Origin of the sequence: Dickeya ananatis, from assembly GCF_019464615.1 — a bacterium.
Classification (GTDB): Bacteria; Pseudomonadota; Gammaproteobacteria; order Enterobacterales; family Enterobacteriaceae; genus Dickeya; species Dickeya oryzae.
Map to the genome: position 1 here is coordinate 2095683 of NZ_CP040816.1, position 24270 is coordinate 2119952.

Here is a 24270-nt window from a genome sequence, read left to right on the forward strand (position 1 = left end):
GAAAACAAGTACCATGCCGATTGCGAGCACCATGCCAACTGAACGAACGATTGAAAATTTCGATGTACTGATCGTTGAAGACGAGAGAAAGCTGGCAAATATCCACGCGGAATTTATCGAAAAGAATTTCGCGCTGCGAGTGGTAGGTACGGCGTCAACCCTGAACGAAGCCCGGCGTATGCTGCTGCAATACAAACCCCGGCTGATGTTGCTGGATAATTATCTGCCAGACGGCGAAGGCGTCCAGCTTATTGAAAGTGAACTGATGCGCAGCATCAACTGCTCAGTGATTTTTATTACCGCCGCCAGCGATATGAACACCTGCGCACAGGCTATTCGCTGCGGCGCTTTTGATTACATTATCAAACCGGTGTCCTACCCACGACTACGCTCGTCGCTTGAGCGATTCATCCAGTTCGTCAAAACGCAGCATACTTACAAAGTCGTCGATCAGCAGAATGTGGACGTCCTCTACCAGTTACAGGCATCGACCGTACCTAATGGACCTGGCAGCAAAGGCATTGAAGAGAATACCCTCAATCTGGTCAAACAGATCTTTCAGGATCAGCCGGAGACCTTATTCTCCGTTGATGAGGTCGTGGAAAAAACCGGTCTCAGCAAAACGACAGCCCGACGCTATCTTGAATATGGGCTGGAAAACCAGTTTCTGGATGTAGAAATGCGTTATGGCAAGATTGGTCACCCGCGGCGTCTCTATCGTAAAAAGCACCTCGATTGAGACTTGTGGTTTGCTTATGCCGTACTCGCGCCTGTACCCGCCTTTCGCGGGTATGGCATCATCATTGTCGCCGTTGCCGTTGCCGTTGCCGTTGCCGTTGCCGTTGCCGTTGCCGTTGCCGTTGACCAGTATGACTTGAAAATAAAGCTCATACTCCAAGGCAGACAGGCGTTTCCCCAAGGCCATTACACACTGGCATGCCGTATCCCTCCGTCAATACCTCAGTATTAAATCCGTTTAATTTAGTCAACTGCCTGGCTTTCTTTTGGCAATTCACCAGATGAATAGCCTGATGTCACAAAAACGGTCACACAGTGCAAGTACAACTAAACCTTCATACTGCAACCGCCGATAACACACTACTTGGTACTGCAAATCGCAGACTCTGATAAACCACCAACCTTCACCGCACCCAATCAATAACAACACTCAGGTAATTTCTTTTAAGGAGCATGGCAATGGGGTTCAGCAGCGCAATAAAAAACACAAAAATCTCTCACAAACTCTACCTGGGATTCGGCGTAGTGTTATTGCTGGTAGCAATTGCTTCAACGCTCAGCGCCATGCGTTTTCGTGACATCCGCGATATCTACGAAAAAACCAACCTGATTTACAACATCAATATTGAGGTTTTTCAGGCCAAAATTAACCGCCTCAAATATTTCTATACACCGGATGACAGCACACAGACTGTGTTAACCGGTTTCGTTAAACACGCGGCCGAACTGACTCAAAGCGCACATACACTGTCATGGCGCGCCGACGAATTGGCTTATATCAATGATCTGGACAAGATCATGGTAGATTTCCAGAAATCAGTCGCCGATATGTCGACCTCCACACAACAGGTTGTCGCACTGAGAAAACAAATTGGTGCGATGAATACACAAAACGCGGTTAAAAGTTTCCGTGACGGCCTGCAAAGCCAGCAACTGGATAACACGTTATACCAGCGTATCGAGGAACTGGCGTACGCCACTGAAGCACTGAAAAACCTCTCTTACGAATTACAACTTGCTGGCACCGATGATGCGGCTAAAGCCTTTGCCAGCCGCTATGCGGAAGTACAAAAAACGTATCAAGACCTACAGCCAACATTAACCGGTGACACACAGAAACTGGCGGAGTCGCTCTGGAAATACACCTCGCAATACGCCACGCTGAATCAAGACTATGCCCGTGTCTGGGGTGATTTGAAAAAAGCGGAAAATGCGGTGAAAACCGGCGGGGATAAAAGCAGCGCGGTGATCAAATCCCTGATTACGGTCGTGAAAAACCAAAATGATGCATTGGCGTATGGCTCGGCCAGCGCGACATTACTGATTGGCGTAATAGCCGTCATCATCGGAATTTTGATCGCCGTTTATATCATTCGCCAGATTACCCGCCCAGTCTTGCATAACCTGACTCTGGCAGAGCGTATCGCCAGTGGTGACCTGACAGCCACCATTGAGGTGGATCGTCACGACGAACTGGGCAAGTTAACCGCTGCGATGGCGGCCATGAATGATCGTCTGCGCCACATGATTTCCGATGTGCGTGACAGTGTGGCGCATGTAACCCATTCAGCTGCTGATATCGCCGCTGGCAACAGTGATCTTGCCTCCCGAACTGAGCAGCAATCTGCTGCAGTGGTGCAAACCGCCGCCAGCATGGAAGAATTGACGTCAACGGTGAAGAACAATACGGAAAACGCCCGCCATGCCAGCCAGATTGCGTCTGATGCCTCCCAAAATGCGCATAAAGGCGGCGAGGTGGTGCAAAACGTAGTGAAAACGATGGATGATATCGCTGCCAGTTCACGGAAAATTGCCGATATTACCGCCGTCATCAACAGCATTGCATTCCAGACCAATATTCTGGCATTAAACGCAGCGGTGGAAGCCGCCCGTGCCGGTGAACAAGGCCGTGGCTTTGCTGTCGTGGCTGGCGAAGTGCGTAGCCTTTCTCAGCGCAGCTCTCAGGCCGCTAAAGATATCGCCGCCCTGATTGCCGAGTCTGTAGAGCGCACAAACGCGGGCAGTACACTGGTCGCCGAAGCAGGACAAACCATGGATAGCATCGTTAAATCGGTATCTCGTGTTAACGATATTATGGGTGAAATCTCTTCCGCGTCGGAAGAGCAAAGCCGGGGTATTGAACAAATCTCCCGAGCCATTACCGAGCTGGATAGCACGACTCAGCAAAACGCTGCACTGGTTTCGCAGTCGTCTTCCGCGGCCAATGCGCTGGAAGAGCAAGCCATGTTGCTGGAAAAACTGATGGCCACCTTCCGGTTATCCAACGCCGCAGCACCGTCATCACGCCCTGCACCTGCGCTGAATAATCCACGTCGTCCGTTGCAGGCGCTGCCTGCTACTGCTAAAGCCTCAGCAAAACCTGCCGCTAAAAATCACCAGGATGACTGGACTTCTTTCTAAGCGCCTCACGTTCTGACGCCATTTACGCTGATGAACACAAACGGCCCGCCGCTGGCGGGCCGCTTTTTTTACGATAGGACGTTGATACCGTTCGACAACCGCTAACCATTTATTGTCAGGAAAAAATAGTCCGGCTTAAATCAAAACACCATCGTCATCGGGTCTGGATATTGATATTCAAATCCCAGTTCACTGCAAATTCGTTGTCCGTCGATCAGTCTCGCTTTCAGCGGATCGCCTGATAAAAATTCCGGCGGCTCCAGCCCCATGCAACGCGCCTGTTCCGGGTAGAAATCCTGCTTCGCCGGATGTCCCGGTGCACACAGGTTATAGAGATGTCCACCATGCGGGCGCTGCAACAGCAGCATGATTGCCCCAATGACATCCTCCAGATGGACCAGATTGACTCCGTGACTGCCATCTGGCAGATCATGCCGACCGGCAAGGAACCGCCCAGGATGGCGATTATTCCCCACCAATCCAGCCAATCGTAAAATGTCCACTTCGGTGTGAGGCAACGCATGCAACCATTGCTCCAGTTCCTGTAGCACCTTACCGGTTCCAGTTTCTGGCTGTAATGGACTGCTTTCTCTCACCCTACCGCTAACCGCGCCGTAAACAGAAATAGAGCTGGTATACATAATGCGTGGTACGCCATGTGCCAGAGCGCTATCGACCACCTGCTGCACCGCCTGCAAATACGCGCCACCCGCACGTTCAACCCGGCCCGGCGGCAAGGTAATGATCAGTGCGTCCACATTCAACAGTGCGTCCAGCTCGTCCGGCTCACACACCAGATCTGGCGTCAGGCACAGGCGATAACACTCCACACCGGACAGACGCACCGCTGTTACACCATCATCGGTGCTTTTGCTCCCGACCACCCGATATCCCCGGCTCTGTAGCGCCAGCGCCAACGGCATACCCAGCCAGCCAAGCCCGATTATCGCTATCTTTTTCATCGTCGTTCTCCTGACTTCCCGGCATTGTTCTTCGGATGAATACTCTGCGTTTTTCATTATGTACCCTTATTGCCCATCTGGCGGCAATGTGATTTATACGCTGCAGGTAAAAAAATGTTGCGCTATCACATCAACATGGTTTAGGTTAACCAACAGACAACACCACTCTACGTTTACAAAAATAGAGACGAATTTATGTTACGCGTTAATTTCAACCACCATCATCACCATCACCCTGACTAGTCTTTCAGGCGATAGGTGCTGGAAGACATTCAGATCTTCCAGTGGCGGTGAACGCGTAAAAAGCCCCCGGAAGATCGATTCCGGGGGCTTTTTTTTGGCCGGAATTTTTTAAAAAAGCCTGCTTAACAGGCATCACAGACAGGATAAATTGAGGTTCACATGCTGGATAAAACACGTTTGCGTATTGCGATGCAGAAATCAGGCCGCCTGAGCGATGATTCCCGAGAATTACTGGCCCGCTGCGGTATCAAAATCAATCTGCATCAGCAACGCCTGATCGCCTTTGCCGAAAACATGCCTATCGATATTTTGCGTGTACGCGACGACGACATTCCCGGGCTGGTGATGGATGGCGTGGTTGACCTGGGGATTATCGGCGAAAACGTGCTGGAAGAAGAGTTGCTCAATCGCCGTGCTCAGGGGGAAGACCCACGCTATTTCACCCTGCGCCGTCTGGATTTCGGTGGTTGCCGCCTGTCACTGGCGATGCCGCTTGATGAGGAATACACCGATCCGCAATGTCTGCAAAACAAGCGTATCGCCACCTCTTATCCGCACTTGCTCAAGCAATACCTGGATAAACAAGGCGTTAACTTCAAATCCTGTCTGCTGAATGGTTCGGTAGAAGTCGCGCCGCGCGCAGGTCTGGCTGACGCCATCTGTGACCTGGTGTCCACGGGTGCAACGCTCGAAGCCAACGGTCTGCGTGAAGTGGAAGTGATTTATCGCTCCAAGGCCTGTCTGATTCAGCGCGACGGGGAGATGCCAGCGGAGAAACAGCAGTTGATCGACAAACTGTTAACCCGCATGCAAGGTGTTATTCAGGCTCGTGAATCCAAATACATCATGCTGCACGCGCCCAGCGAACGTCTGGATGAAGTGATCGCACTGCTGCCGGGTGCCGAGCGCCCCACCATTCTGCCACTGGCAGGTGACCAGAACCGTGTCGCCATGCACATGGTCAGTAGCGAAACGCTGTTCTGGGAAACCATGGAAAAACTGAAAGTGCTGGGTGCCAGCTCTATTCTGGTATTGCCGATTGAGAAGATGATGGAGTAATGCCATGAGCAACCGCTTCGATACCTTGATTGACTGGCAAGCCTGCACGCAAGAGGAACAGCGCCGGTTACTGACTCGCCCGGCAATATCTGCCTCTGACCGTATCAGCACGATTGTGGGCGAGATTCTGGCTGCCGTGCGTAAGGATGGCGACACTGCGCTGCGCGACTACAGTGCCCGTTTCGACAAAGTTCAGATCGACAGCCTGCGCGTATCCGCCGAGGCGATTGATGCCGCCGTTGCACGATTGGGCGACGATATTAAACAGGCGATGGCAGCCGCCGTGCGCAACATTGAAACCTTTCATAACGCACAAAAGCTTCCGCCAATCAGCGTAGAAACCCAACCCGGCGTACGTTGCCAACAAGTAACCCGCCCCATTGCCAGCGTCGGGTTGTATATCCCGGGTGGGTCTGCCCCGCTGCTCTCCACGGTACTGATGCTGGCAACCCCTGCTCGCATCGCCGGGTGCCAGCGTGTGATTCTGTGCTCTCCACCACCGATTGCCGATGAGATTTTGTATGCGGCAAAACTGTGCGGCGTGCAGGAAGTGTTTCAACTGGGTGGTGCACAAGCGATCGCAGCGATGGCGTTCGGCACCGATAGCGTACCGAAGGTCGATAAAATTTTTGGCCCGGGCAACGCTTATGTCACCGAAGCCAAACGTCAGATTAGCCAGTTGCTCGATGGTGCGGCCATTGATATGCCGGCAGGTCCGTCCGAAGTGTTGGTGATTGCCGACAGCGGTGCCACGCCGGATTTCGTTGCCTCCGACCTACTGTCGCAAGCCGAGCATGGCCCCGATTCACAAGTGATTCTATTGACGCCTGATGCCGATATGGCACAAGCGGTGATCGACGCGGTAGAGCGTCAGTTGGCAACGCTCTCCCGCGCTGATATTGCCCGTCAGGCGCTGGCCAGCAGCCGGGTGATTATCGCGCGCGATCTGGACCAGTGTATCGACATCAGTAATCAGTACGGCCCAGAGCACCTGATTATTCAGACGCGCAACGCCGAAACGCTGGTCGATCGCATCACCAGCGCCGGGTCGGTGTTTTTAGGTGACTGGTCACCAGAGTCTGCCGGTGATTATGCCTCCGGTACCAATCATGTACTGCCGACCTACGGTTACACTGCCACCTACTCCAGCTTGGGGCTGGCGGACTTTCAAAAGCGAATGACGGTACAACAGCTGTCACCGCAAGGTTTACTGGGACTGGCCTCAACCATTGAGATCATGGCGCAGGCCGAACAACTGACCGCCCACAAGAACGCCGTTACCCTGCGCGTCAACGCCCTCAAGGAGCAAGCATGAGTATTGAGAATCTGGCCCGCGATAACGTCCGCCGCCTGACCCCATATCAGTCCGCTCGCCGCCTGGGGGGAAAAGGCGACGTGTGGCTCAATGCCAATGAGTATCCACAAGCGCCGAACTATCAGCTTACCTTGCAGACGCTCAACCGTTATCCAGAATGCCAGCCGGCACAAGTCATCGAACGTTATGCGGCGTACGCTGGTGTTGCACCGGAGCAAGTGCTGGTTAGCCGTGGGGCTGATGAAGGTATTGAGCTGTTAATCCGTGCGTTCTGCGAACCGGGTAAAGACGCAGTATTGTTCTGTCCGCCGACGTACGGCATGTACGCTGTCAGCGCAGAAACGCTGGGGGTGGAACGTCGTATCGTGCCAGCAACCACCGACTGGCAACTGGATTTAGCCGCTATTGAAGGTGCGTTGGATAACGTCAAGGTGATTTACGTCTGTTCGCCTAACAATCCGACCGGCAATCTTGTCAACCCGGACGATTTACGTCAGTTGCTGGAACTGGCACGTGGCCGCGCTATCGTCGCTATCGACGAAGCCTATATCGAATTTTGCCCGCAAGCGACAACAGCTGGCTGGCTGGCCCACTATCCCCATCAGGTAGTGTTACGTACCCTGTCCAAGGCTTTCGCGTTGGCTGGTCTGCGCTGCGGTTTTACTCTCGCCAGTGCCGAGGTTATCCAACTGCTGTTGAAAGTGATCGCCCCCTACCCGCTGGCGTTACCGGTTGCGGATATCGCCGCACAGGCACTGAGTGAAGACGGTATCACAACCATGCGACGCAACGTGGCCGAACTCAGTGAAAATCGCCGCTGGCTAAGCGACTCGTTGAAAACGCTGCCAAACGTGGAAACGGTATACGCCAGTGAAAGTAACTATCTGCTGGTGCGTTTCACCGATTCACCCGCCGTCTTCAAATCCTTATGGGATCAGGGCATTATTTTACGTGACCAGAACAAACAGCCGGGTCTGGCGGGTTGTCTGCGTATTTCTATCGGCACCCGCTACGAATGCGAGCGCGTAATTAGCGCGTTGCAGGCATTGTCGGGCACAACAGCATAATTTGAGGAAGCACCGTGGGATTAAAGTATCTTTTCATCGACCGTGACGGCACGCTGATTGCCGAGCCGCCCGAGGATTATCAGGTTGATCGGCTGGATAAGCTGGCTTTAGAACCGGATGTTATTCCGTCACTGCTCACCTTGCAAAAAGCCGGGTTCAAACTGGTGATGATCACTAATCAGGATGGCCTGGGTACCAGCAGCTTCCCGCAGGAAGATTTCGATCCGCCGCACAACCTGATGATGCAAATTTTCACCTCACAAGGTATTCGCTTCGAACGGGTGTTGATTTGCCCACACTTCCCTGGCGACAACTGTGACTGCCGGAAACCGAAAACCGCGCTGGTTGATGCGTTTTTGAAAGACAACGTGATGGATAGCGCCAACAGCTTTGTGATTGGCGACCGTGAAACCGATGTTCAACTGGCGCACAACATGGGCATCACTGGCCTGCGTTATCAACGCGATGGCCTCAACTGGCAGGCGATCACCGCCCAGTTGACCAAACGTGACCGTCACGCTCACGTGAACCGGGTCACCCGTGAAACCGCTATTGATGTCAACGTGTGGCTGGATCGCGAAGGCGGCAGCAAGATCCATACCGGTGTCGGCTTCTTCGACCACATGCTGGATCAGATTGCCACCCACGGCGGTTTTCGTCTGAATATCGATGTAAAAGGTGACCTGTATATTGACGATCACCATACCGTGGAAGATACCGGGCTGGCATTAGGCGAAGCACTGAACAAAGCGCTGGGTGACAAGCGCGGCATTGGCCGTTTCGGGTTTGTGTTGCCGATGGATGAATGCCTGGCACGCTGTGCGCTTGATATCTCTGGCCGTCCGCATCTGGAGTATAAAGCAGAGTTTAACTACCAACGCGTCGGCGACCTGAGTACCGAAATGGTCGAGCACTTCTTCCGCTCGCTCTCTTACGCGATGGGCTGCACCCTGCATCTGAAAACCAAAGGTCGTAACGATCACCACCGCGTCGAAAGCCTGTTCAAAGTCTTTGGCCGTGCGCTGCGCCAGGCTATTCGGGTGGAGGGTGATACCCTGCCCAGCTCCAAAGGAGTGCTGTGATGAACGTGGTGATCCTGGATACCGGCTGCGCCAACCTGTCATCCGTGATGTATGCGGTTAAACGCCTGGGGTATGAGCCGCAGGTCAGCCGCGAGCCGGAAGTGGTATTACGCGCCGATAAGCTGTTTCTGCCGGGGGTCGGCACCGCGCAAGCGGCAATGGACCAACTGGCTGAACGCCAATTGATTGCCCTGATTAAAGCCTGTAGCCAACCGGTATTGGGCATCTGTCTCGGCATGCAGTTACTGGGCAGCCGTAGCGACGAAACCGGCGGCATCGATACGCTAGGCATTATCGATACCCCCGTGGTGCAGATGGCGGACCGTGGTCTGCCTTTACCGCATATGGGCTGGAATCAGGTGACATCGCAGGCTGGCCACCGCCTGTTCCACGATATTCCAGATGGCTCGTACTTTTATTTTGTACACAGTTACGCCATGCCGGTTTGCGCCAGTACCATTGCCCAATCGCATTATGGCGATGCCTTCACCGCAGCAGTACAGAAGGATAACTTCTACGGCGTCCAGTTCCACCCGGAACGCTCTGGTGCAGCAGGTGCCCAGCTACTGAAGAATTTTCTGGAGATGTAAACGGACATGATTATTCCCGCATTAGACCTGATTGATGGACAGGTGGTCCGTTTGCATCAGGGTGATTATGGTCAGCAGCGTCAATACGGCAGCGACCCGCTTCCACGGCTGCAAGACTATCAACAGCACGGGGCGCAGGTATTACATCTGGTGGACTTGACCGGGGCCAAAGACCCAGCAGCACGCCAGATCCCACTGCTGAAAACACTGCTGGCCGGGGTTTCTGTACCGGTACAAGTCGGTGGTGGCATTCGTACCGAACACGATGTGGAAGCGCTGTTGGCGGCAGGTGCCAGTCGTGTAGTTATCGGCTCAACGGCGGTAAAGCAGCCTGAGCTAGTGCAGCAATGGTTCGCCCGCTACGGCGCTGGCGCACTGGTACTGGCGCTGGATGTGCGTATTGACGCCGAGGGTGTGAAAAACATCGCCATCAGCGGCTGGCAGGAAAATTCCGGCATCACGCTGGAGCAAACGGTGGAACGCTTCCTGCCCTTCGGTCTGAAACACGTGCTCTGTACCGATATCTCCCGCGATGGCACATTGCAGGGCTCTAACGTCGAGCTGTATCGCGAAATCAGTGCTCGCTATCCCCAGGTCGCTTTTCAGGCGTCTGGCGGCATTGGTTCACTGTCAGATATTGCTGCGCTGCGCGATAGTGGCGTGCGTGGTGTTATTGTCGGCCGCGCCTTGCTGGAAGGTAAATTCAACGTGACGGAGGCGATTTCATGCTGGCAAAACGGATAATTCCCTGTCTGGACGTGCGTGACGGCCAGGTCGTAAAAGGCGTACAGTTTCGCAATCATGAGATTATTGGTGATATCGTGCCCCTGGCTCAACGCTACGCACAAGAAGGCGCAGATGAACTGGTATTTTATGATATCACCGCGTCATCCGACGGCCGGGTGGTGGATAAAAGCTGGGTTTCTCGCGTAGCGGAAGTGATCGATATTCCGTTTTGCGTCGCGGGTGGCATCAAAAGTGTCGAAGATGCCGGGCAAATTCTATCTTTTGGTGCGGATAAAATCTCTATCAACTCACCAGCACTGGCTGACCCAGCGCTAATTTCACGTCTGGCTGATCGTTATGGCGTACAATGCATCGTTGTTGGCATCGATACCTGGCATGATGCCGAAACCGGCCGTTATCATGTCAACCAATATACCGGCGATGAAAAGCGTACCCGCGTCACGCAATGGGAAACCCTTGACTGGGTGCAGGAAGTGCAGAAACGCGGTGCCGGTGAGATCGTGCTGAATATGATGAATCAGGATGGCGTGCGCAACGGCTATGATCTGGCGCAACTGCGGCAAGTGCGCGATGTCTGCCAGGTACCGTTAATCGCCTCCGGCGGTGCTGGCACTATGCAGCATTTCCTTGATGCATTTCAGGATGCCGGGGTGGACGGTGCATTGGCAGCATCGGTATTCCATAAACAAATTATCAATATTGGTGAACTCAAGCAGTTCCTTAAGCAACAAGGCGTGGAGATCCGGGTGTGTTAACCGAACAACAACGAAGCCAGCTCGACTGGCAAAAAACCGATGGCATGATGCCTGCCATCGTACAGCATGCCGTTTCAGGCGAAGTACTGATGCTGGGTTACATGACTCAGGATGCGTTGCAGGTTACGCAAGAGACCGGTCACGTCACCTTCTACTCCCGCACCAAGCAGCGTTTGTGGACCAAAGGGGAATCCTCCGGCCACTTTCTCAACGTGGTTTCGATCACGCCGGACTGCGACAACGACACGCTGTTAGTTCTGGTCAATCCGGTCGGTCCGACGTGCCATCTCGGCAATACCAGTTGCTTCCATCCGGCTGAAACTCAGTGGCAATTCTTGTACCAGTTGGAGCAGTTGTTGGCAGAGCGTAAGCACGCAGACCCGACCAGCTCCTATACCGCCAGATTGTACGCCAGCGGCACTAAGCGCATCGCCCAGAAGGTTGGCGAGGAAGGTCTGGAAACCGCACTCGCCGCGACAGTGCACGACCGCGAAGAACTGACCAACGAAGCCTCTGATCTGATCTATCACCTGCTGGTGCTGTTACAGGATCAGGAGCTGGATTTAGGGACCATTATCCAGCGCTTGAAAGAGCGTCATACCAAATAATCTTCCCAGCCCGTTTTAACGTTATTAAAACGGGCTTCTCCTCATTCTTCTGGCATTGCCGCTTCTGACGGCATCTACCCGCATTTCAGCCAAGTATCATCAAGCTCACTTTATTTACCCTGCCCTTAATGTGCACTTCACAGCACAAGGCGATGATGACAAGCCTTGTGCTGTGAGGATTCTTCTTTTTATATCAATGACTCATAAGGGCAAACGATGGAATTTACCAATAGCCGCGTTAGACCGTTAAGTATTCTGGCGACAACAGTAGTGCTTTTCTCTCAGCCGTCACAGGCAACTTCATCTGAGGTGGAAAACGTACTTAAACGCAACGGATTAGACAATACACAAATTATGACGCTTTACCGTAATGGTGAGTTAAGCGTAAAAGAAGATACACAGCTTCACACACTGACACTGGTCAATAAGGCGGTAGTCGAGACGCCACAGAGCACAACCCGGAATACCAAATACTGGTATCACGCCATGCCACTGGCGGAATATCGCACCTTTGAAGCCAACGGATTAACCGCGTTACCTTGCACACAGCAATATACGGATTGCAAGCTGACGCTGGAGTACTCTTATACCCAGAAATCGTTATCCAAAGAAAAAGTCGGTATTCTGATTCAATTCAGTACACCGAAAGAAGGATGGCTCTATGAAGACTTTGTCACACGCCATCATTGCCCTGTCAAACAAGAAGGTGGCGGTAGCTTTATTTTAGGTGAAAAAGGTAAGGCAGCCGTAGCCAGCGGAGAATGTGACAAGGAATACCGTGGTATGGGGCTGGGTAATGTGTTCAACAATTACCTGAAACAAAAAAGCGTAACCCCGATTATCGCTTATGTATTACTGACGAAATAAGGTATATCAAGCTTATTTCCTGAGGGAAAAGCACCGTCCCGTATTCCGTCCATAGTAGTCAGAAAGAGCCTTTGTATTCCTCTTCAGGCTACATGCGCAAATAACAACAATAGGCTGTTTCATTAGGCAAAAAAATAGCACCCGATTGATTGGGTGCTATCTATCAAACAGGCGTCATGGCTGACTAATCAGCCATAAATGTTAGCGCGATCGCGCAATTCCTTACCCGGTTTGAAATGAGGAACATATTTGCCTTCCAGTTCCACTTTCTCACCCGTTTTCGGATTACGCCCCACACGCGGTGCACGGTAGTGGAGTGAAAAACTGCCAAACCCACGGATTTCGATGCGATCACCGCTAGCCAGTGTTGTGGCCATCTGTTCCAGCATCTCCTTCACGGCATCCTCAACCACCTTGGCCGGGATATGAGATTGCTGTCCAGCAAGTCTTTCGATAAGTTCAGACTTGGTCATGATTCCTCCAAGCATGTGGTCAGTAAATGCCACGTTAACTTACTACCGTTTGAGGTCAGGCAGCAAGTACGCTGCCCAACCCACCGTCATTACTCGCCTTTTGCAGCTTTGAACGCTTCAGCCATGGCGTTAGAGAAGTTACCTTCTTCCTGTTTGTTGTTAACAGAAGCGATGGCATCTTTCTCGTCAGCTTCATCCTTAGCACGGATGGACAGGCTAACAACGCGGTTTTTACGATCAACGCCAGTGTATTTGGCTTCGATCTCATCACCCACGTTCAGAACCAGAGTAGCGTCTTCGATACGGTCACGAGAGGCTTCAGAAGCACGCAGGTAACCTTCAACGCCGTCAGCTAATTCAACTGTAGCACCTTTGGCATCAACTGCAGTGACTTTACCTGTAACAATCGCACCTTTCTTGTTAACAGACAGGTAGTTGTTGAACGGGTCTTCAGCCAGTTGTTTCACGCCCAGGGAGATACGCTCACGCTCTGCATCAACCTGCAGAACAACAGCGGCGATTTCGTCACCTTTCTTGTATTCGCGAACGGCTTCTTCGCCAGCCACGTTCCAGGAAATGTCAGACAGGTGCACCAGACCATCGATGCCGCCATCCAGACCGATGAAGATACCGAAATCAGTGATGGACTTGATCTTGCCTTCTACGCGGTCACCCTTGTTGTGGGTTTCAGCGAACTGCTGCCACGGGTTGGCTTTGCACTGTTTCAGGCCCAGAGAGATACGACGACGTTCTTCGTCGATATCCAGAACCATAACTTCCACCACGTCGCCCACGTTAACCACTTTGGACGGATGGATGTTCTTGTTGGTCCAATCCATTTCGGATACGTGTACCAGACCTTCAACGCCTTCTTCGATTTCTACGAAGCAGCCGTAATCAGTCAGGTTGGTTACACGACCGGTCAGCTTGGTGCCTTCCGGATAACGTTTAGCGATAGCTACCCACGGATCTTCGCCCAGCTGTTTCAGGCCCAGAGAAACACGGGTACGTTCGCGGTCGAACTTCAGCACTTTAACAGTGATTTCATCGCCAACATTGACGATTTCGCTCGGGTGCTTAACGCGTTTCCACGCCATATCGGTGATGTGCAGCAGGCCATCAACGCCGCCCAGGTCAACGAATGCGCCGTAGTCAGTGAGGTTCTTAACGATACCTTTGACTTCCATGCCTTCCTGCAGGTTTTCCAGCAGCTGATCACGCTCAGCACTGTTTTCGGATTCGATAACAGCACGACGGGAAACGACGACGTTATTGCGTTTCTGGTCCAGCTTGATCACTTTGAACTCAAGCTCTTTGCCTTCCAGATGCAGGGTGTCACGTACCGGACGAACATCAACCAGAGAACCTGGCAGGAACGCACGAATACCGTTCAGCTCGACGGTGAAACCACCTTTTACTTTACCGTTGATAACACCGGTAACAGTAGCAGATTCTTCGTAAGCTTTTTCCAGCATCAGCCATGCTTCGTGACGTTTAGCTTTTTCACGGGACAGCAGGGTTTCACCGAAGCCGTCTTCTACCGCATCCAGAGCTACGTCAACTTCATCACCAACCTGGATTTCAATTTCACCCTGGGCGTTTTTAAACTGTTCTACCGGAATGGCAGATTCAGATTTCAGGCCGGCATCAACCAGGACTACGTCCTTGTCAATAGCAACGACAACGCCACGAACGATGGAACCCGGGCGGGTTTCGATTTCTTTCAGGGATTCTTCAAAGAGTTGAGCAAAAGATTCAGTCATGTTGATAATCTTTGGGTTTTCAAATTTAACGTCCATCTGACTTCCTGCCCGATGGGGTTGTTTCACATCCCCGAGGCATCCTTGCGGCGGGGTAAGAAATATAATCAGGCCGATTGCGGCAATACCTGACGAACATACGCCAGAGCTCGCTCGACCACTTCGTCCAACGTCATGTGCGTGGAATCGAGAACCAGTGCATCCGGTGCTGGCACCAGTGGTGCAACCGAACGGTTACGATCGCGATCGTCACGCTCTTTAATCTCGGACAAAAGACGTTCAAAGTTAACATTAAAGCCTTTCGTCTGCAACTGGAGCATGCGACGTTTAGCGCGTTCCTCTGCACTGGCATCCAGAAATATCTTCACCGGCGCATCGGGGAAAACCACCGTTCCCATGTCGCGGCCATCGGCAATCAACCCTGGCGCATCGCGAAACGCACGCTGGCGGCGCAATAACGCTTCACGTACCCGTGGGAACACCGCTGCCTGTGACGCGGTATTGCCAACCTCCTGAGTGCGGATTTCATTGCTGACATCTTCGCCTTCAAGAATCACTTTGAGTTGCCCATCTTCCGGCACAAACTGCACATCCAGGTGCGATGCTATCGGCACTAACGCCTCTTCAGACGTGATATCAACCTGATGGTGTAACGCCGCCAACGCCAGCACGCGATAAATCGCGCCGGAATCCAGCAGATTCCATTGCAGTGCATTAGCCAGCGCTTTACACAAGGTCCCCTTGCCTGCGCCACCGGGCCCGTCGACCGTAATTACCGGTGCAGTCACCGCCATTTCTCACTCCTTTAAAACCGGGAAATCGCCTGTCATTGCAGACAATATTCATACAGATAATACATGTCGCCATTATACCTTGCTGTGGCAGCAAGCGTGAGATTAAAGGCTTATTACTGCAGAAAATAAGGCAAATATTGTGATACCCAGAGTATAACGCTAAATAATGACGCACAGAGTTCTACCGGCAGATCAGTCCAGCCACTCCGTGCGTTAGCCGTGCTGGCTCAGACGTTCCAGTTGCTGGAAATAATCCGGGAACGTTTTGGCAGTACATTTAGGGTCAAGGATGGTGACAGGCGTATCTGATAACGCCACCAGAGAGAAACACATCGCCATACGGTGGTCATTATAGGTCCCGATTTCCGCGGCCTTTAGCTGCTTCGGCGGCGTAATACGAATGTAATCATGTCCTTCTTCCACTTCAGCACCGACTTTACGCAGTTCTGTCGCCATTGCAGCCAGACGATCGGTTTCTTTTACGCGCCAGTTGTAGATATTACGCAGCGTCGTCGATCCCCCTTCAGCGAACAACGCGGCGGTAGCAATAGTCATCGCCGCATCAGGAATATGGTTCATGTCCATATCAATTGCATGCAACTCACCGCGCTGGCATTCGATATAGTCATCACCCCAACAAACCTGCGCGCCCATTTTCTCCAGCACATCAGCAAAACGGATATCCCCTTGCACGCTGTTGCGACCAACGCCAGTCACACGCACCGTTCCGCCCCGAATAGCGGCAGCTGCCAGGAAATAGGAAGCCGACGAGGCATCGCCTTCCACCAGATAATGCCCTGGTGACTGATAATGCTGATTACCTGCAACCACAAAAGTCTGGTAATTATTATTGGTAACCGTAATACCAAAGGTTTGCATCATGTGCAGGGTAATGTCGATATAAGGCTTGGAAACCAGATCGCCCTTGATGGTGATCTGCGTATCCTGTGCTGCCAACGGCGCGGTCATCAGCAGTGCGGTAAGAAACTGGCTTGATACGGAACCATCTACGCTAATTTCGCCTCCCTGAAAGCCCCCCCGCAAACGCAATGGCGGGTAGTTTTCCTGCTCCAGATAATCGATACGAGCGCCACCCTGACGTAACGCATCCACCAAATGGCCGATTGGTCGCTCTTTCATGCGTGGCTCACCGGTCAACACGATATCGCCCTCTGTCAGGCATAGCGCTGCCGCCAGTGGACGCATCGCCGTTCCGGCATTTCCCAAAAACAACTCCAGTGGCGCAGACGCAGTGAACGTACCGCCCAGTCCCACAATGTCACACTCCGTACGACTGGCAGACAAGTGATATTCAACCCCCAGAGCACTCAGGGCATTGAGCATATGGCGCACATCATCACTATCCAGCAGATTAGTCAGCCGCGTTGTCCCTTTCGCCAACGCCGCTAACAGCAAAGCGCGGTTAGACACGCTTTTAGAACCCGGCAAATTAATGGTGCCGTCAATTAATGAGATCGGTTGTAGGGTCAGGGATTCCTGCATGTGAAACATGTTCTCCAAAAGTTTACATAAAAACCCCGGCCAGATAACCGGGGTTTTAAATAAAAAACAGCACGCTATTGCGCTCTATTTATCACGTTATCAGCCGTGGCGACGTTCGAAGTCTGTCATGAACTCCGTCAGTGCTTTTACACCACTGAGCGGCATAGCATTATAGATAGATGCGCGCATCCCGCCCACAACACGATGGCCTTTCAGCGCATGCAACCCAGCAGCCTGAGCTTCCTGCAGGAATACCGGATCCAAAGCGGCATCGGTCAACTGGAACGGCACGTTCATACGCGAACGGCTGCCCGGGACAACGTCATTGCGATAAAAATCGCTGCCATCAATGGCGGAATACAGCAGATCGGCCTTCGCCTGATTGCGTTTTTCCATCTCCAGCAGGCCGCCCTGCTCTTTCAGCCACTTGAACACCATGCCGGACAGATACCAGGCAAATGTCGGCGGCGTGTTAAACATGGAGTCGTTATCAGCCAGAATTTTGTAATCCAGAATCGACGGCAATTCACGGCGAGCCTTGCCAAGCAGGTCATCCCGCACAATCACCAGCGTCAGGCCAGCAGGTCCTACGTTTTTCTGTGCACCAGCATAAATGACACCGTAACGGCTCACATCCAGAGGACGAGACAAAATACTGGAAGAGTAGTCCGCCACCACAATTTTATCGCCGAAATCCGGCTCTTCTTCGATTGCCAGACCGTCGATGGTTTCATTCGGACAGTAATGTACGTAAGCGGCGTCATCTGACAGCCCCCACTCACGCATCGGCTTCACACCACGCAGACCATCAACGCGGGTTTTCACGTCAATAACGGTAGGTGTGAGATATTTCTCAGCTTCTTTAACCGCGCTGTGCGCCCAGTACCCGCCATCAATATAATCCGCATGGGTCTTCTCCCCCAGCAAATTGAGCGGAACCGCAGCAAACTGGGCACGGGCACCACCATGACAGAACAACACCTTGTAATTCGAAGGAATTTTCAGCAAATCACGCAAATCCTGTTCAGATTCGCTGGCCACCTGCATGAATTCTTTGCTGCGATGGCTGATTTCCATCACCGAAGTACCCAACCCGTGCCAGTTGCACAGTTCTTGTTCTGCTCGACGTAATACTTCTACCGGTAACATGGCCGGACCAGCACTAAAATTAAAAACCTGAGTCATTTCCCTTCACCACATATCAATAGCGACCTGTCTACGTCGCATCAGTTTACCTTGCTATCGGTTTTATCATTCGTCTTTCTTGCCTGCAACGCTTATTGCCCTGATGTCTGAAAACTTGCGTACTCCCCCGCCTGTTACGGTTTCTGTTACCTCATTGTTGCATCGTCATCGGGAAGCGCTGCGCAATACACAACATGCGGGATAGAGTCAGTACACAAAACCACGTATGATGCAGCCTTCTCATCACACATTCAGGTTCGAACCATGACCCAAACGTTTATCCCAGGCAAAGACGCCGCCCTGGAAGATTCCATCGCCCGTTTTCAACAACAACTCCTCGACCTGGGGTTTAACATCGAAGAAGCCTCCTGGCTAAACCCGGTGCCCAACGTCTGGTCGGTACATATCCGCGACCGCGACTGCGCACTGTGTTTCACCAATGGTAAAGGCGCGACCCGCAAAGCGGCGCTGGCTTCCGCATTGGGTGAGTACTTCGAACGTCTGTCCACCAACTACTTTTTTGCCGACTTCTATCTGGGACAACACATCGCCGAAGGTGACTTCGTGCATTACCCTGACGAGAAGTGGTTCCCGCTTCCTGAAGATGACAGCCTGCCGGAAGGCATTCTGGATGCTCGTCTGCATGCTTTCTACGACCCGGAGCAGCAACTGGTCGCCAGCGATCTTATCGATCTGCAATCTGGCAACCACGAACGCGGCATCTGCGCCCTGCCGTTTACTCGCCAGTCTGACCAGCAGACGGTTTACATCCCGATGAACATTATCGGTAATTTATACGTGTCGAACGGCATGTCGGCAGGCAATACCCGCAATGAAGCGCGTGTTCAGGGGCTGTCAGAAGTATTCGAGCGTTATGTGAAAAACCGGATCATCGCCGAGTCCATCAGCCTGCCGTCGATCCCGGCCGAGGTGTTATCACGTTATCCAGGCGTGGTGGAAGCCATTGCCACACTGGAGCAAGAAGGGTTTCCAATATTTGCCTATGACGCTTCGCTCGGTGGTCAGTACCCGGTTATCTGCGTCGTGCTGTTCAACCCGGCTAATGGCACCTGTTTTGCATCGTTCGGTGCGCATCCAGATTTTGGCGTAGCACTTGAGAGAACGGTGACCGAATTGCTTCAGGGCCGTGGGCTGAAAGATCTGGACGTGTTCACACCGCCGACATTCGATAATGAGGAAGTTGCTGAGCACACTAATCTGGAAACCCATTTTATCGATTCCAGCGGCCTTATCTCCTGGGATTTGTTCAAAACCCAGTCAGATTATGACTTCGCCGATTGGGATTTCAGCGGCACTACCGAGCAAGAATTCGCGACACTGATGGCCATCTTCAATAAAGAAGATAAAGAAGTTTACATCGCGGATTATGAACATCTCGCGGTGTATGCCTGCCGTATTCTGGTGCCGGGCATGTCGGATATCTATCCGGCAGAAGACCTGCTGTTGGCAAACAACAGTATGGGAGCACATCTGCGCGAAACACTACTGTCCCTGCCGGATAGCCAGTGGGAAAAAGAAGACTATCTGGCATTGCTACAGCAACTGGACGATGAAGGCCTGGATGATTTTACCCGAGTGCGCGAATTGCTGGGGATAGCAACCGGTAAAGACAACGGCTGGTTCACATTGCGTATTGGCGAGCTGAAATCCATGCTGGCACTGGCGGGCGGCGATCTGGATCAGGCGCTGAGCTGGGCCGAATGGTCACTGGATTTCAACCAGTCAGTCTTCTCTGCGGCACGCGGTAATTATTACCGTTGTCTGCAAACATTGCTGCAACTGGCGCTGGAACCTGAACGCGACCCTGCTCAGTACTACGATGCCTTTGTGCGTATGTACGGCCAGGATGCCGTCGATGCCGCCAGCGCGGCGATTGCCGGTGAGCAATGCTTCTATGGCTTGTTCACCGTTGATGCCGATTTGAAAGCACTGCCCGCGCATCAGTCCTTGTTGGCAGCCTATGAAAAATTGCAGCGTGCTAAACGTGCACACTGGCAGGTGAAGTAAGCGTTATCTCAGCAGACCGGATGACGCTATCGTTATCCGGTTGCTGTTTGCGACACAGACCACGATGTATCAGGCGGGCTTATACGCTTACACCCACAATTTGACTTGCAGAACAACGCGCCCACATTTTGAACACCACCACATGCTGGCACACAGATCGAAGCCTATTGATAGTCAAGTAAGAACGCCAACATCGGTGCAACGTGAAGAATGGCAGGGATATAACCTATTTTTATACTGACTCATCAGCCCAGCCGATCTATAGTCGCCCAATATATCGATTAACCACATATTTTTTATGGTTAATTTAAAGCGCACCGGAATGACTTTTATAAATTCGCCATTGTTATCGAATGGTAAACAGCAAATTAAATAATATAAATTTGAAATATGATATCACTACAAAGACTTATTTTATTTAACGTCATACGGGCTAATTTCAGCCCACCATTCAACTGTTTTGATAATTTTTAAAAAAAATTTTCTATATATAAAACAATAGGATATATGTAAAATCACCCAAAATCCTCCTCCTGATCAGCCTAATAAATTCCAGCGGTATGATCCACGTCAAATTATGGCGAATAACCCTTTGTTAGTATCTCACCGTAGATAAACTTTAAGAGAGAGTTAGTGTGAAAGCTGACAACCCCTTCACCTTGTTATTACCATCGGCGATGGCGAAAGTCGCAGAAGATGCCGGTGTCTATAAAGCAACAAAACAACCGCTTACTACGTTTTTTCTGGCGATCACTGCTGGCGTATTTATTTCAATCGCATTCGTTTTTTATATCACCGCTACCACCGGTTCCTCATCCATGCCGTATGGGATGGCTAAACTGGTTGGGGGTATCTGCTTCTCCCTGGGGTTGATGCTGGTGGTTGTCTGTGGTGCTGATTTGTTCACATCGACAGTGCTGATTGTTATCGCTAAAGCTAGCGGGCGTATTACCTGGAAACAGCTAGGATTAAACTGGCTCAATGTGTATGTCGGCAACCTGATTGGCGCGTTGTTTTTCGTCGCGTTAATCTGGTTTTCCGGTGAGCACATGGTGGCGAATGGTGCCTGGGGCCTGAATGTGCTGCAAACGGCTAATCACAAACTGGAACATACGTTTGTTGAAGCGTTATGTCTTGGGATACTGGCAAACCTGATGGTCTGTCTGGCTGTTTGGATGAGCTATTCTGGCCGTACACTGACTGACAAAATGCTGGCAATGATTCTGCCTGTCGCGATGTTCGTCGCCAGCGGCTTCGAGCACAGTATCGCCAACATGTTCATGATCCCGATGGGGATTGTGGTTAAGAATTTCGCTCCAGAAACTTTCTGGCACGCCATCAGCATGACGCCGGGCCAGTTTGAACACTTGACCATCAGCAACTTTATTGTCGATAACCTGATTCCTGTCACGATCGGCAACATTATTGGTGGTGGACTGCTGGTAGGCTTGACCTATTGGGTCATTTATTTGCGCGGTGGGGATCAGCACTAAGCTGCTGTCGGCCGCAACGTCGGGTTATAAAAATCCAAATCAAAGGTAGGTGTAATATGACCGAACTTAATCAGAAACTCGCCCAGGCTTGGGAAGGTTTTAGCAAAGGCGAATGGCAGAATGGCGTCAACGTACGTGACTTCATTCAGAAAAACTACACGCCGTATGAAGGTGACGAAACCTTCCTGGCCGGTGCTACCCAGGCAACCAGTTCCCTGTGGGATAAGGTGATGGAAGGCATCAAACAGGAAAACCGTACCCATGCGCCGGTTGATTTCGATACCGACGTTGCAGCTACCATCACTTCCCACGATGCCGGCTATATCAACAAGAGCTTGGAAAAAATCGTTGGTCTGCAGACTGATGCTCCGCTGAAACGTGCGATTATCCCGTTCGGTGGTATCAAAATGGTTGAAGGTTCCTGTGAAGTTTACGGTCGTAAACTGGATCCGCAGCTGAAAAAAATCTTCACTGACTACCGCAAAACCCACAACCAGGGTGTGTTCGACGTTTATACTCCGGACATCCTGCGCTGCCGTAAATCTGGTGTGTTGACTGGTCTGCCTGACGCATACGGCCGTGGTCGTATCATCGGTGACTATCGCCGTGTTGCGCTGTACGGTATCGACTACCTGATGGCAGACAAATTTGCCCAGTTCACTTCTCTGCAATCCAAACTGGAAAACGGCGAAGATCTGGAAGCGACCATCCGTCTGCGTGAAGAAATTGCCGACCAGCACCGTGCGCTGGGTCAGATCAAAGAAATGGCTGCCAAATACGGTTGCGACATTTCTGGTCCGGCAACAACCGCTCAGGAAGCCGTACAGTGGACCTACTTCGGCTATCTGGCTGCGGTTAAATCTCAGAACGGCGCAGCAATGTCCTTCGGTCGTGTATCCACATTCCTGGATGTCTACATCGAGCGCGATCTGAAAGCGGGTAAAATCACCGAACAGGAAGCCCAGGAACTGATCGACCACCTGGTGATGAAACTGCGTATGGTGCGTTTCCTACGTACCCCGGAATACGACGAACTGTTCTCCGGCGACCCGATTTGGGCAACTGAATCCCTGGCTGGTATGGGTCTGGATGGCCGTACGCTGGTTACCAAAAACAGCTTCCGTTTCCTGAACACCCTGTACACCATGGGGCCGTCTCCGGAACCGAACATGACCATCCTGTGGTCTGAAAAACTGCCGCTGAACTTCAAGAAATTCGCCGCTAAAGTGTCTATCGATACCTCTTCTCTGCAGTACGAGAACGATGACCTGATGCGTCCGGACTTCAACAACGACGACTATGCTATCGCTTGCTGTGTAAGCCCGATGGTTGTCGGTAAACAAATGCAGTTCTTCGGTGCCCGCGCTAACCTGGCGAAAACCATGCTGTACGCTATCAACGGTGGTGTGGACGAAAAACTGAAAATGCAGGTCGGCCCGAAATCCGAACCGATCAAAGGCGATGTACTGAACTTTGACGAAGTGATGGAACGTATGGATCACTTCATGGACTGGCTGGCTAAACAGTACGTCACCGCACTGAACATCATCCACTACATGCACGACAAATACAGCTACGAAGCATCGCTGATGGCTCTGCATGACCGCGATGTGTTCCGTACTATGGCATGTGGTATCGCAGGTCTGTCTGTTGCAGCTGACTCTCTGTCTGCTATCAAATATGCCAAAGTCAAACCGGTTCGTGACGAAAATGGTCTGGCTGTAGACTTTAACATCGAAGGTGAATACCCGCAGTTCGGTAACAACGACCCGCGTGTTGATGACCTGGCTTGTGACCTGGTTGAACGTTTCATGAAGAAAATTCAGAAACTGAATACCTACCGTGGTGCTACCCCGACTCAGTCCGTACTGACCATCACCTCCAACGTGGTATACGGTAAGAAAACTGGTAACACTCCGGATGGTCGTCGCGCTGGTGCACCGTTCGGACCGGGTGCCAACCCGATGCACGGTCGTGACCAGAAAGGTGCCGTTGCCTCTCTGACCTCCGTCGCTAAACTGCCGTTCGCCTACGCAAAAGATGGTATCTCTTATACCTTCTCTATCGTGCCGAATGCACTGGGTAAAGACGATGACGTGCGTAAAACCAACCTGGCAGGTTTGATGGATGGTTACTTCCACCACGAAGCGTCTATCGAAGGTGGTCAGCACCTGAACGTCAACGTAATGAACCGCGAAATGCTGCTCGACGCGATGGAAAACCCGGAAAAATATCCGCAGTTGACCATCCGTGTATCAGGTTACGCCGTTCGCTTTAACTCGCTGACTAAAGAACAGCAGCAAGACGTTATTACCCGTACTTTCACTCAGTCCATGTAATTACATGTCTGTCTGAAAAGGCGTAAACTAAAGGCTCCACATCGGTGGGGCCTTTTTATAACGGGTATCCAGTCCGTTTTCTTTGTGGGCCGCCCAGCGGCGCTAAAGATTTCTTCCGGAAATTTTTTCACCACTCCTGCCGAAATAAATCAGAACCTGTTTTGTCAGCCTGCTCTCATCGGCTGGCAGGCTGACAAAACAGATTCGACGCCGAACACCGTGGTGTAGCCCTCCGTGCTAC

At 51.9% G+C, this 24270-nt stretch carries 22 protein-coding genes and 1 other annotated feature; of the genes, 16 read left to right on the plus strand and 6 right to left on the minus strand.

All coding sequences use genetic code 11. The features are described 5' to 3' along the window. Positions 1 to 13 precede the first annotated feature (13 nt). The 3 genes from FGI04_RS09150 (at position 14) to FGI04_RS09160 (ending at position 3159) form a co-directional block, all read left to right on the plus strand. Entirely contained in the window at positions 14 to 739 is a 726-nt protein-coding gene (locus tag FGI04_RS09150; RefSeq protein ID WP_342700658.1) for a response regulator, read from the plus strand. A 16-nt stretch (positions 740 to 755) separates the two neighbouring features. Next, entirely contained in the window at positions 756 to 878 is a 123-nt protein-coding gene (locus FGI04_RS09155; RefSeq protein ID WP_434964885.1) for a hypothetical protein, read from the plus strand. Positions 879 to 1197: 319 nt separating this feature from the next. After that, a complete protein-coding gene (locus tag FGI04_RS09160; protein WP_342700656.1) occupies positions 1198 to 3159 on the plus strand; it encodes a methyl-accepting chemotaxis protein in 1962 nt (653 codons plus the stop codon). A 140-nt stretch (positions 3160 to 3299) separates the two neighbouring features. Here FGI04_RS09160 and FGI04_RS09165 read toward each other — a convergent pair whose 3' ends face one another. Then, on the minus strand, positions 3300 to 4121 hold the full coding sequence (locus tag FGI04_RS09165) for an SDR family oxidoreductase (RefSeq protein WP_342700670.1): 822 nt from the start codon (positions 4119 to 4121) through the stop codon (positions 3300 to 3302). Positions 4122 to 4316: 195 nt separating this feature from the next. On the opposite strand from FGI04_RS09165, the gene hisL reads away from it, so the two are divergent. From hisL to FGI04_RS09215, 10 genes are all read left to right on the plus strand, one after another. Beyond that, positions 4317 to 4364, plus strand: a complete 48-nt coding sequence (hisL, locus tag FGI04_RS09170) for a his operon leader peptide (RefSeq protein WP_107768459.1) — start codon at positions 4317 to 4319, stop codon at positions 4362 to 4364. Then, positions 4340 to 4460, plus strand: a sequence feature (His leader region). Its footprint overlaps the gene before it by 25 nt. 63 nt (positions 4461 to 4523) lie before the next feature. Next, a complete protein-coding gene (hisG, locus tag FGI04_RS09175) occupies positions 4524 to 5423 on the plus strand; it encodes an ATP phosphoribosyltransferase (RefSeq protein ID WP_407336600.1) in 900 nt (299 codons plus the stop codon). A gap of 4 nt (positions 5424 to 5427) precedes the next feature. Continuing rightward, on the plus strand, positions 5428 to 6738 hold the full coding sequence (hisD, locus tag FGI04_RS09180) for a histidinol dehydrogenase (protein ID WP_407273536.1): 1311 nt from the start codon (positions 5428 to 5430) through the stop codon (positions 6736 to 6738). Further along, on the plus strand, positions 6735 to 7805 hold the full coding sequence (gene hisC, locus FGI04_RS09185; protein ID WP_407321336.1) for a histidinol-phosphate transaminase: 1071 nt from the start codon (positions 6735 to 6737) through the stop codon (positions 7803 to 7805). Before hisD ends, hisC begins: the two co-directional genes overlap by 4 nt. A 14-nt stretch (positions 7806 to 7819) precedes the next feature. Further along, a complete protein-coding gene (gene hisB, locus FGI04_RS09190; protein WP_038926416.1) occupies positions 7820 to 8887 on the plus strand; it encodes a bifunctional histidinol-phosphatase/imidazoleglycerol-phosphate dehydratase HisB in 1068 nt (355 codons plus the stop codon). After that, positions 8887 to 9477: an imidazole glycerol phosphate synthase subunit HisH gene (gene hisH / locus FGI04_RS09195; protein WP_342700653.1), complete on the plus strand. Its 591-nt coding sequence runs from the start codon at positions 8887 to 8889 to the stop codon at positions 9475 to 9477. Before hisB ends, hisH begins: the two co-directional genes overlap by 1 nt. Positions 9478 to 9483: 6 nt before the next feature. Continuing rightward, the gene (hisA, locus tag FGI04_RS09200; protein WP_342700652.1) at positions 9484 to 10221 is read left to right on the plus strand and encodes a 1-(5-phosphoribosyl)-5-[(5-phosphoribosylamino)methylideneamino]imidazole-4-carboxamide isomerase; all 738 of its coding nucleotides are present in this window, start codon (positions 9484 to 9486) and stop codon (positions 10219 to 10221) included. Further along, the gene (gene hisF, locus FGI04_RS09205; RefSeq protein ID WP_342700651.1) at positions 10203 to 10979 is read left to right on the plus strand and encodes an imidazole glycerol phosphate synthase subunit HisF; all 777 of its coding nucleotides are present in this window, start codon (positions 10203 to 10205) and stop codon (positions 10977 to 10979) included. Before hisA ends, hisF begins: the two co-directional genes overlap by 19 nt. Beyond that, positions 10973 to 11587: a bifunctional phosphoribosyl-AMP cyclohydrolase/phosphoribosyl-ATP diphosphatase HisIE gene (hisIE, locus tag FGI04_RS09210; RefSeq protein WP_342700650.1), complete on the plus strand. Its 615-nt coding sequence runs from the start codon at positions 10973 to 10975 to the stop codon at positions 11585 to 11587. The genes hisF and hisIE overlap by 7 nt, the downstream gene beginning before the upstream one ends. A gap of 216 nt (positions 11588 to 11803) precedes the next feature. Next, the gene (locus tag FGI04_RS09215) at positions 11804 to 12454 is read left to right on the plus strand and encodes a hypothetical protein (protein ID WP_407336601.1); all 651 of its coding nucleotides are present in this window, start codon (positions 11804 to 11806) and stop codon (positions 12452 to 12454) included. 188 nt (positions 12455 to 12642) lie between these two features. Here the strand turns inward: FGI04_RS09215 and ihfB are convergent, their stop codons facing one another. The 5 genes from ihfB to serC all read right to left on the minus strand — a co-directional run bounded on the left by ihfB (position 12643) and on the right by serC (position 18169). Continuing rightward, positions 12643 to 12927 carry an integration host factor subunit beta gene (ihfB, locus tag FGI04_RS09220; protein WP_012884945.1) on the minus strand — a complete coding sequence of 95 codons (285 nt, stop codon included), beginning with the start codon at positions 12925 to 12927 and terminating at the stop codon, positions 12643 to 12645. Between the two features lie 89 nt (positions 12928 to 13016). After that, positions 13017 to 14726, minus strand: coding sequence for a 30S ribosomal protein S1 (rpsA, locus tag FGI04_RS09225; protein ID WP_019846574.1), 1710 nt, complete (start codon positions 14724 to 14726; stop codon positions 13017 to 13019). Between the two features lie 68 nt (positions 14727 to 14794). After that, complete coding sequence (cmk, locus tag FGI04_RS09230) at positions 14795 to 15481, minus strand: (d)CMP kinase (RefSeq protein ID WP_342700648.1); 687 nt, start codon at positions 15479 to 15481, stop codon at positions 14795 to 14797. 213 nt (positions 15482 to 15694) lie between these two features. Beyond that, entirely contained in the window at positions 15695 to 16984 is a 1290-nt protein-coding gene (aroA, locus tag FGI04_RS09235; RefSeq protein ID WP_407273539.1) for a 3-phosphoshikimate 1-carboxyvinyltransferase, read from the minus strand. 99 nt (positions 16985 to 17083) lie between these two features. Beyond that, positions 17084 to 18169 carry a 3-phosphoserine/phosphohydroxythreonine transaminase gene (gene serC / locus FGI04_RS09240; RefSeq protein ID WP_407336603.1) on the minus strand — a complete coding sequence of 362 codons (1086 nt, stop codon included), beginning with the start codon at positions 18167 to 18169 and terminating at the stop codon, positions 17084 to 17086. A 264-nt stretch (positions 18170 to 18433) separates the two neighbouring features. On the opposite strand from serC, the gene ycaO reads away from it, so the two are divergent. From ycaO to pflB, 3 genes are all read left to right on the plus strand, one after another. Further along, complete coding sequence (gene ycaO, locus FGI04_RS09245) at positions 18434 to 20197, plus strand: 30S ribosomal protein S12 methylthiotransferase accessory factor YcaO (RefSeq protein ID WP_342700645.1); 1764 nt, start codon at positions 18434 to 18436, stop codon at positions 20195 to 20197. A 635-nt stretch (positions 20198 to 20832) separates the two neighbouring features. Continuing rightward, positions 20833 to 21690 (plus strand): formate transporter FocA, encoded by an 858-nt coding sequence (gene focA, locus FGI04_RS09250; RefSeq protein WP_342700644.1) that lies wholly within the window; start codon positions 20833 to 20835, stop codon positions 21688 to 21690. A 56-nt stretch (positions 21691 to 21746) separates the two neighbouring features. Then, positions 21747 to 24029, plus strand: coding sequence for a formate C-acetyltransferase (gene pflB / locus FGI04_RS09255; RefSeq protein ID WP_342700643.1), 2283 nt, complete (start codon positions 21747 to 21749; stop codon positions 24027 to 24029). Positions 24030 to 24270 lie beyond the last annotated feature (241 nt).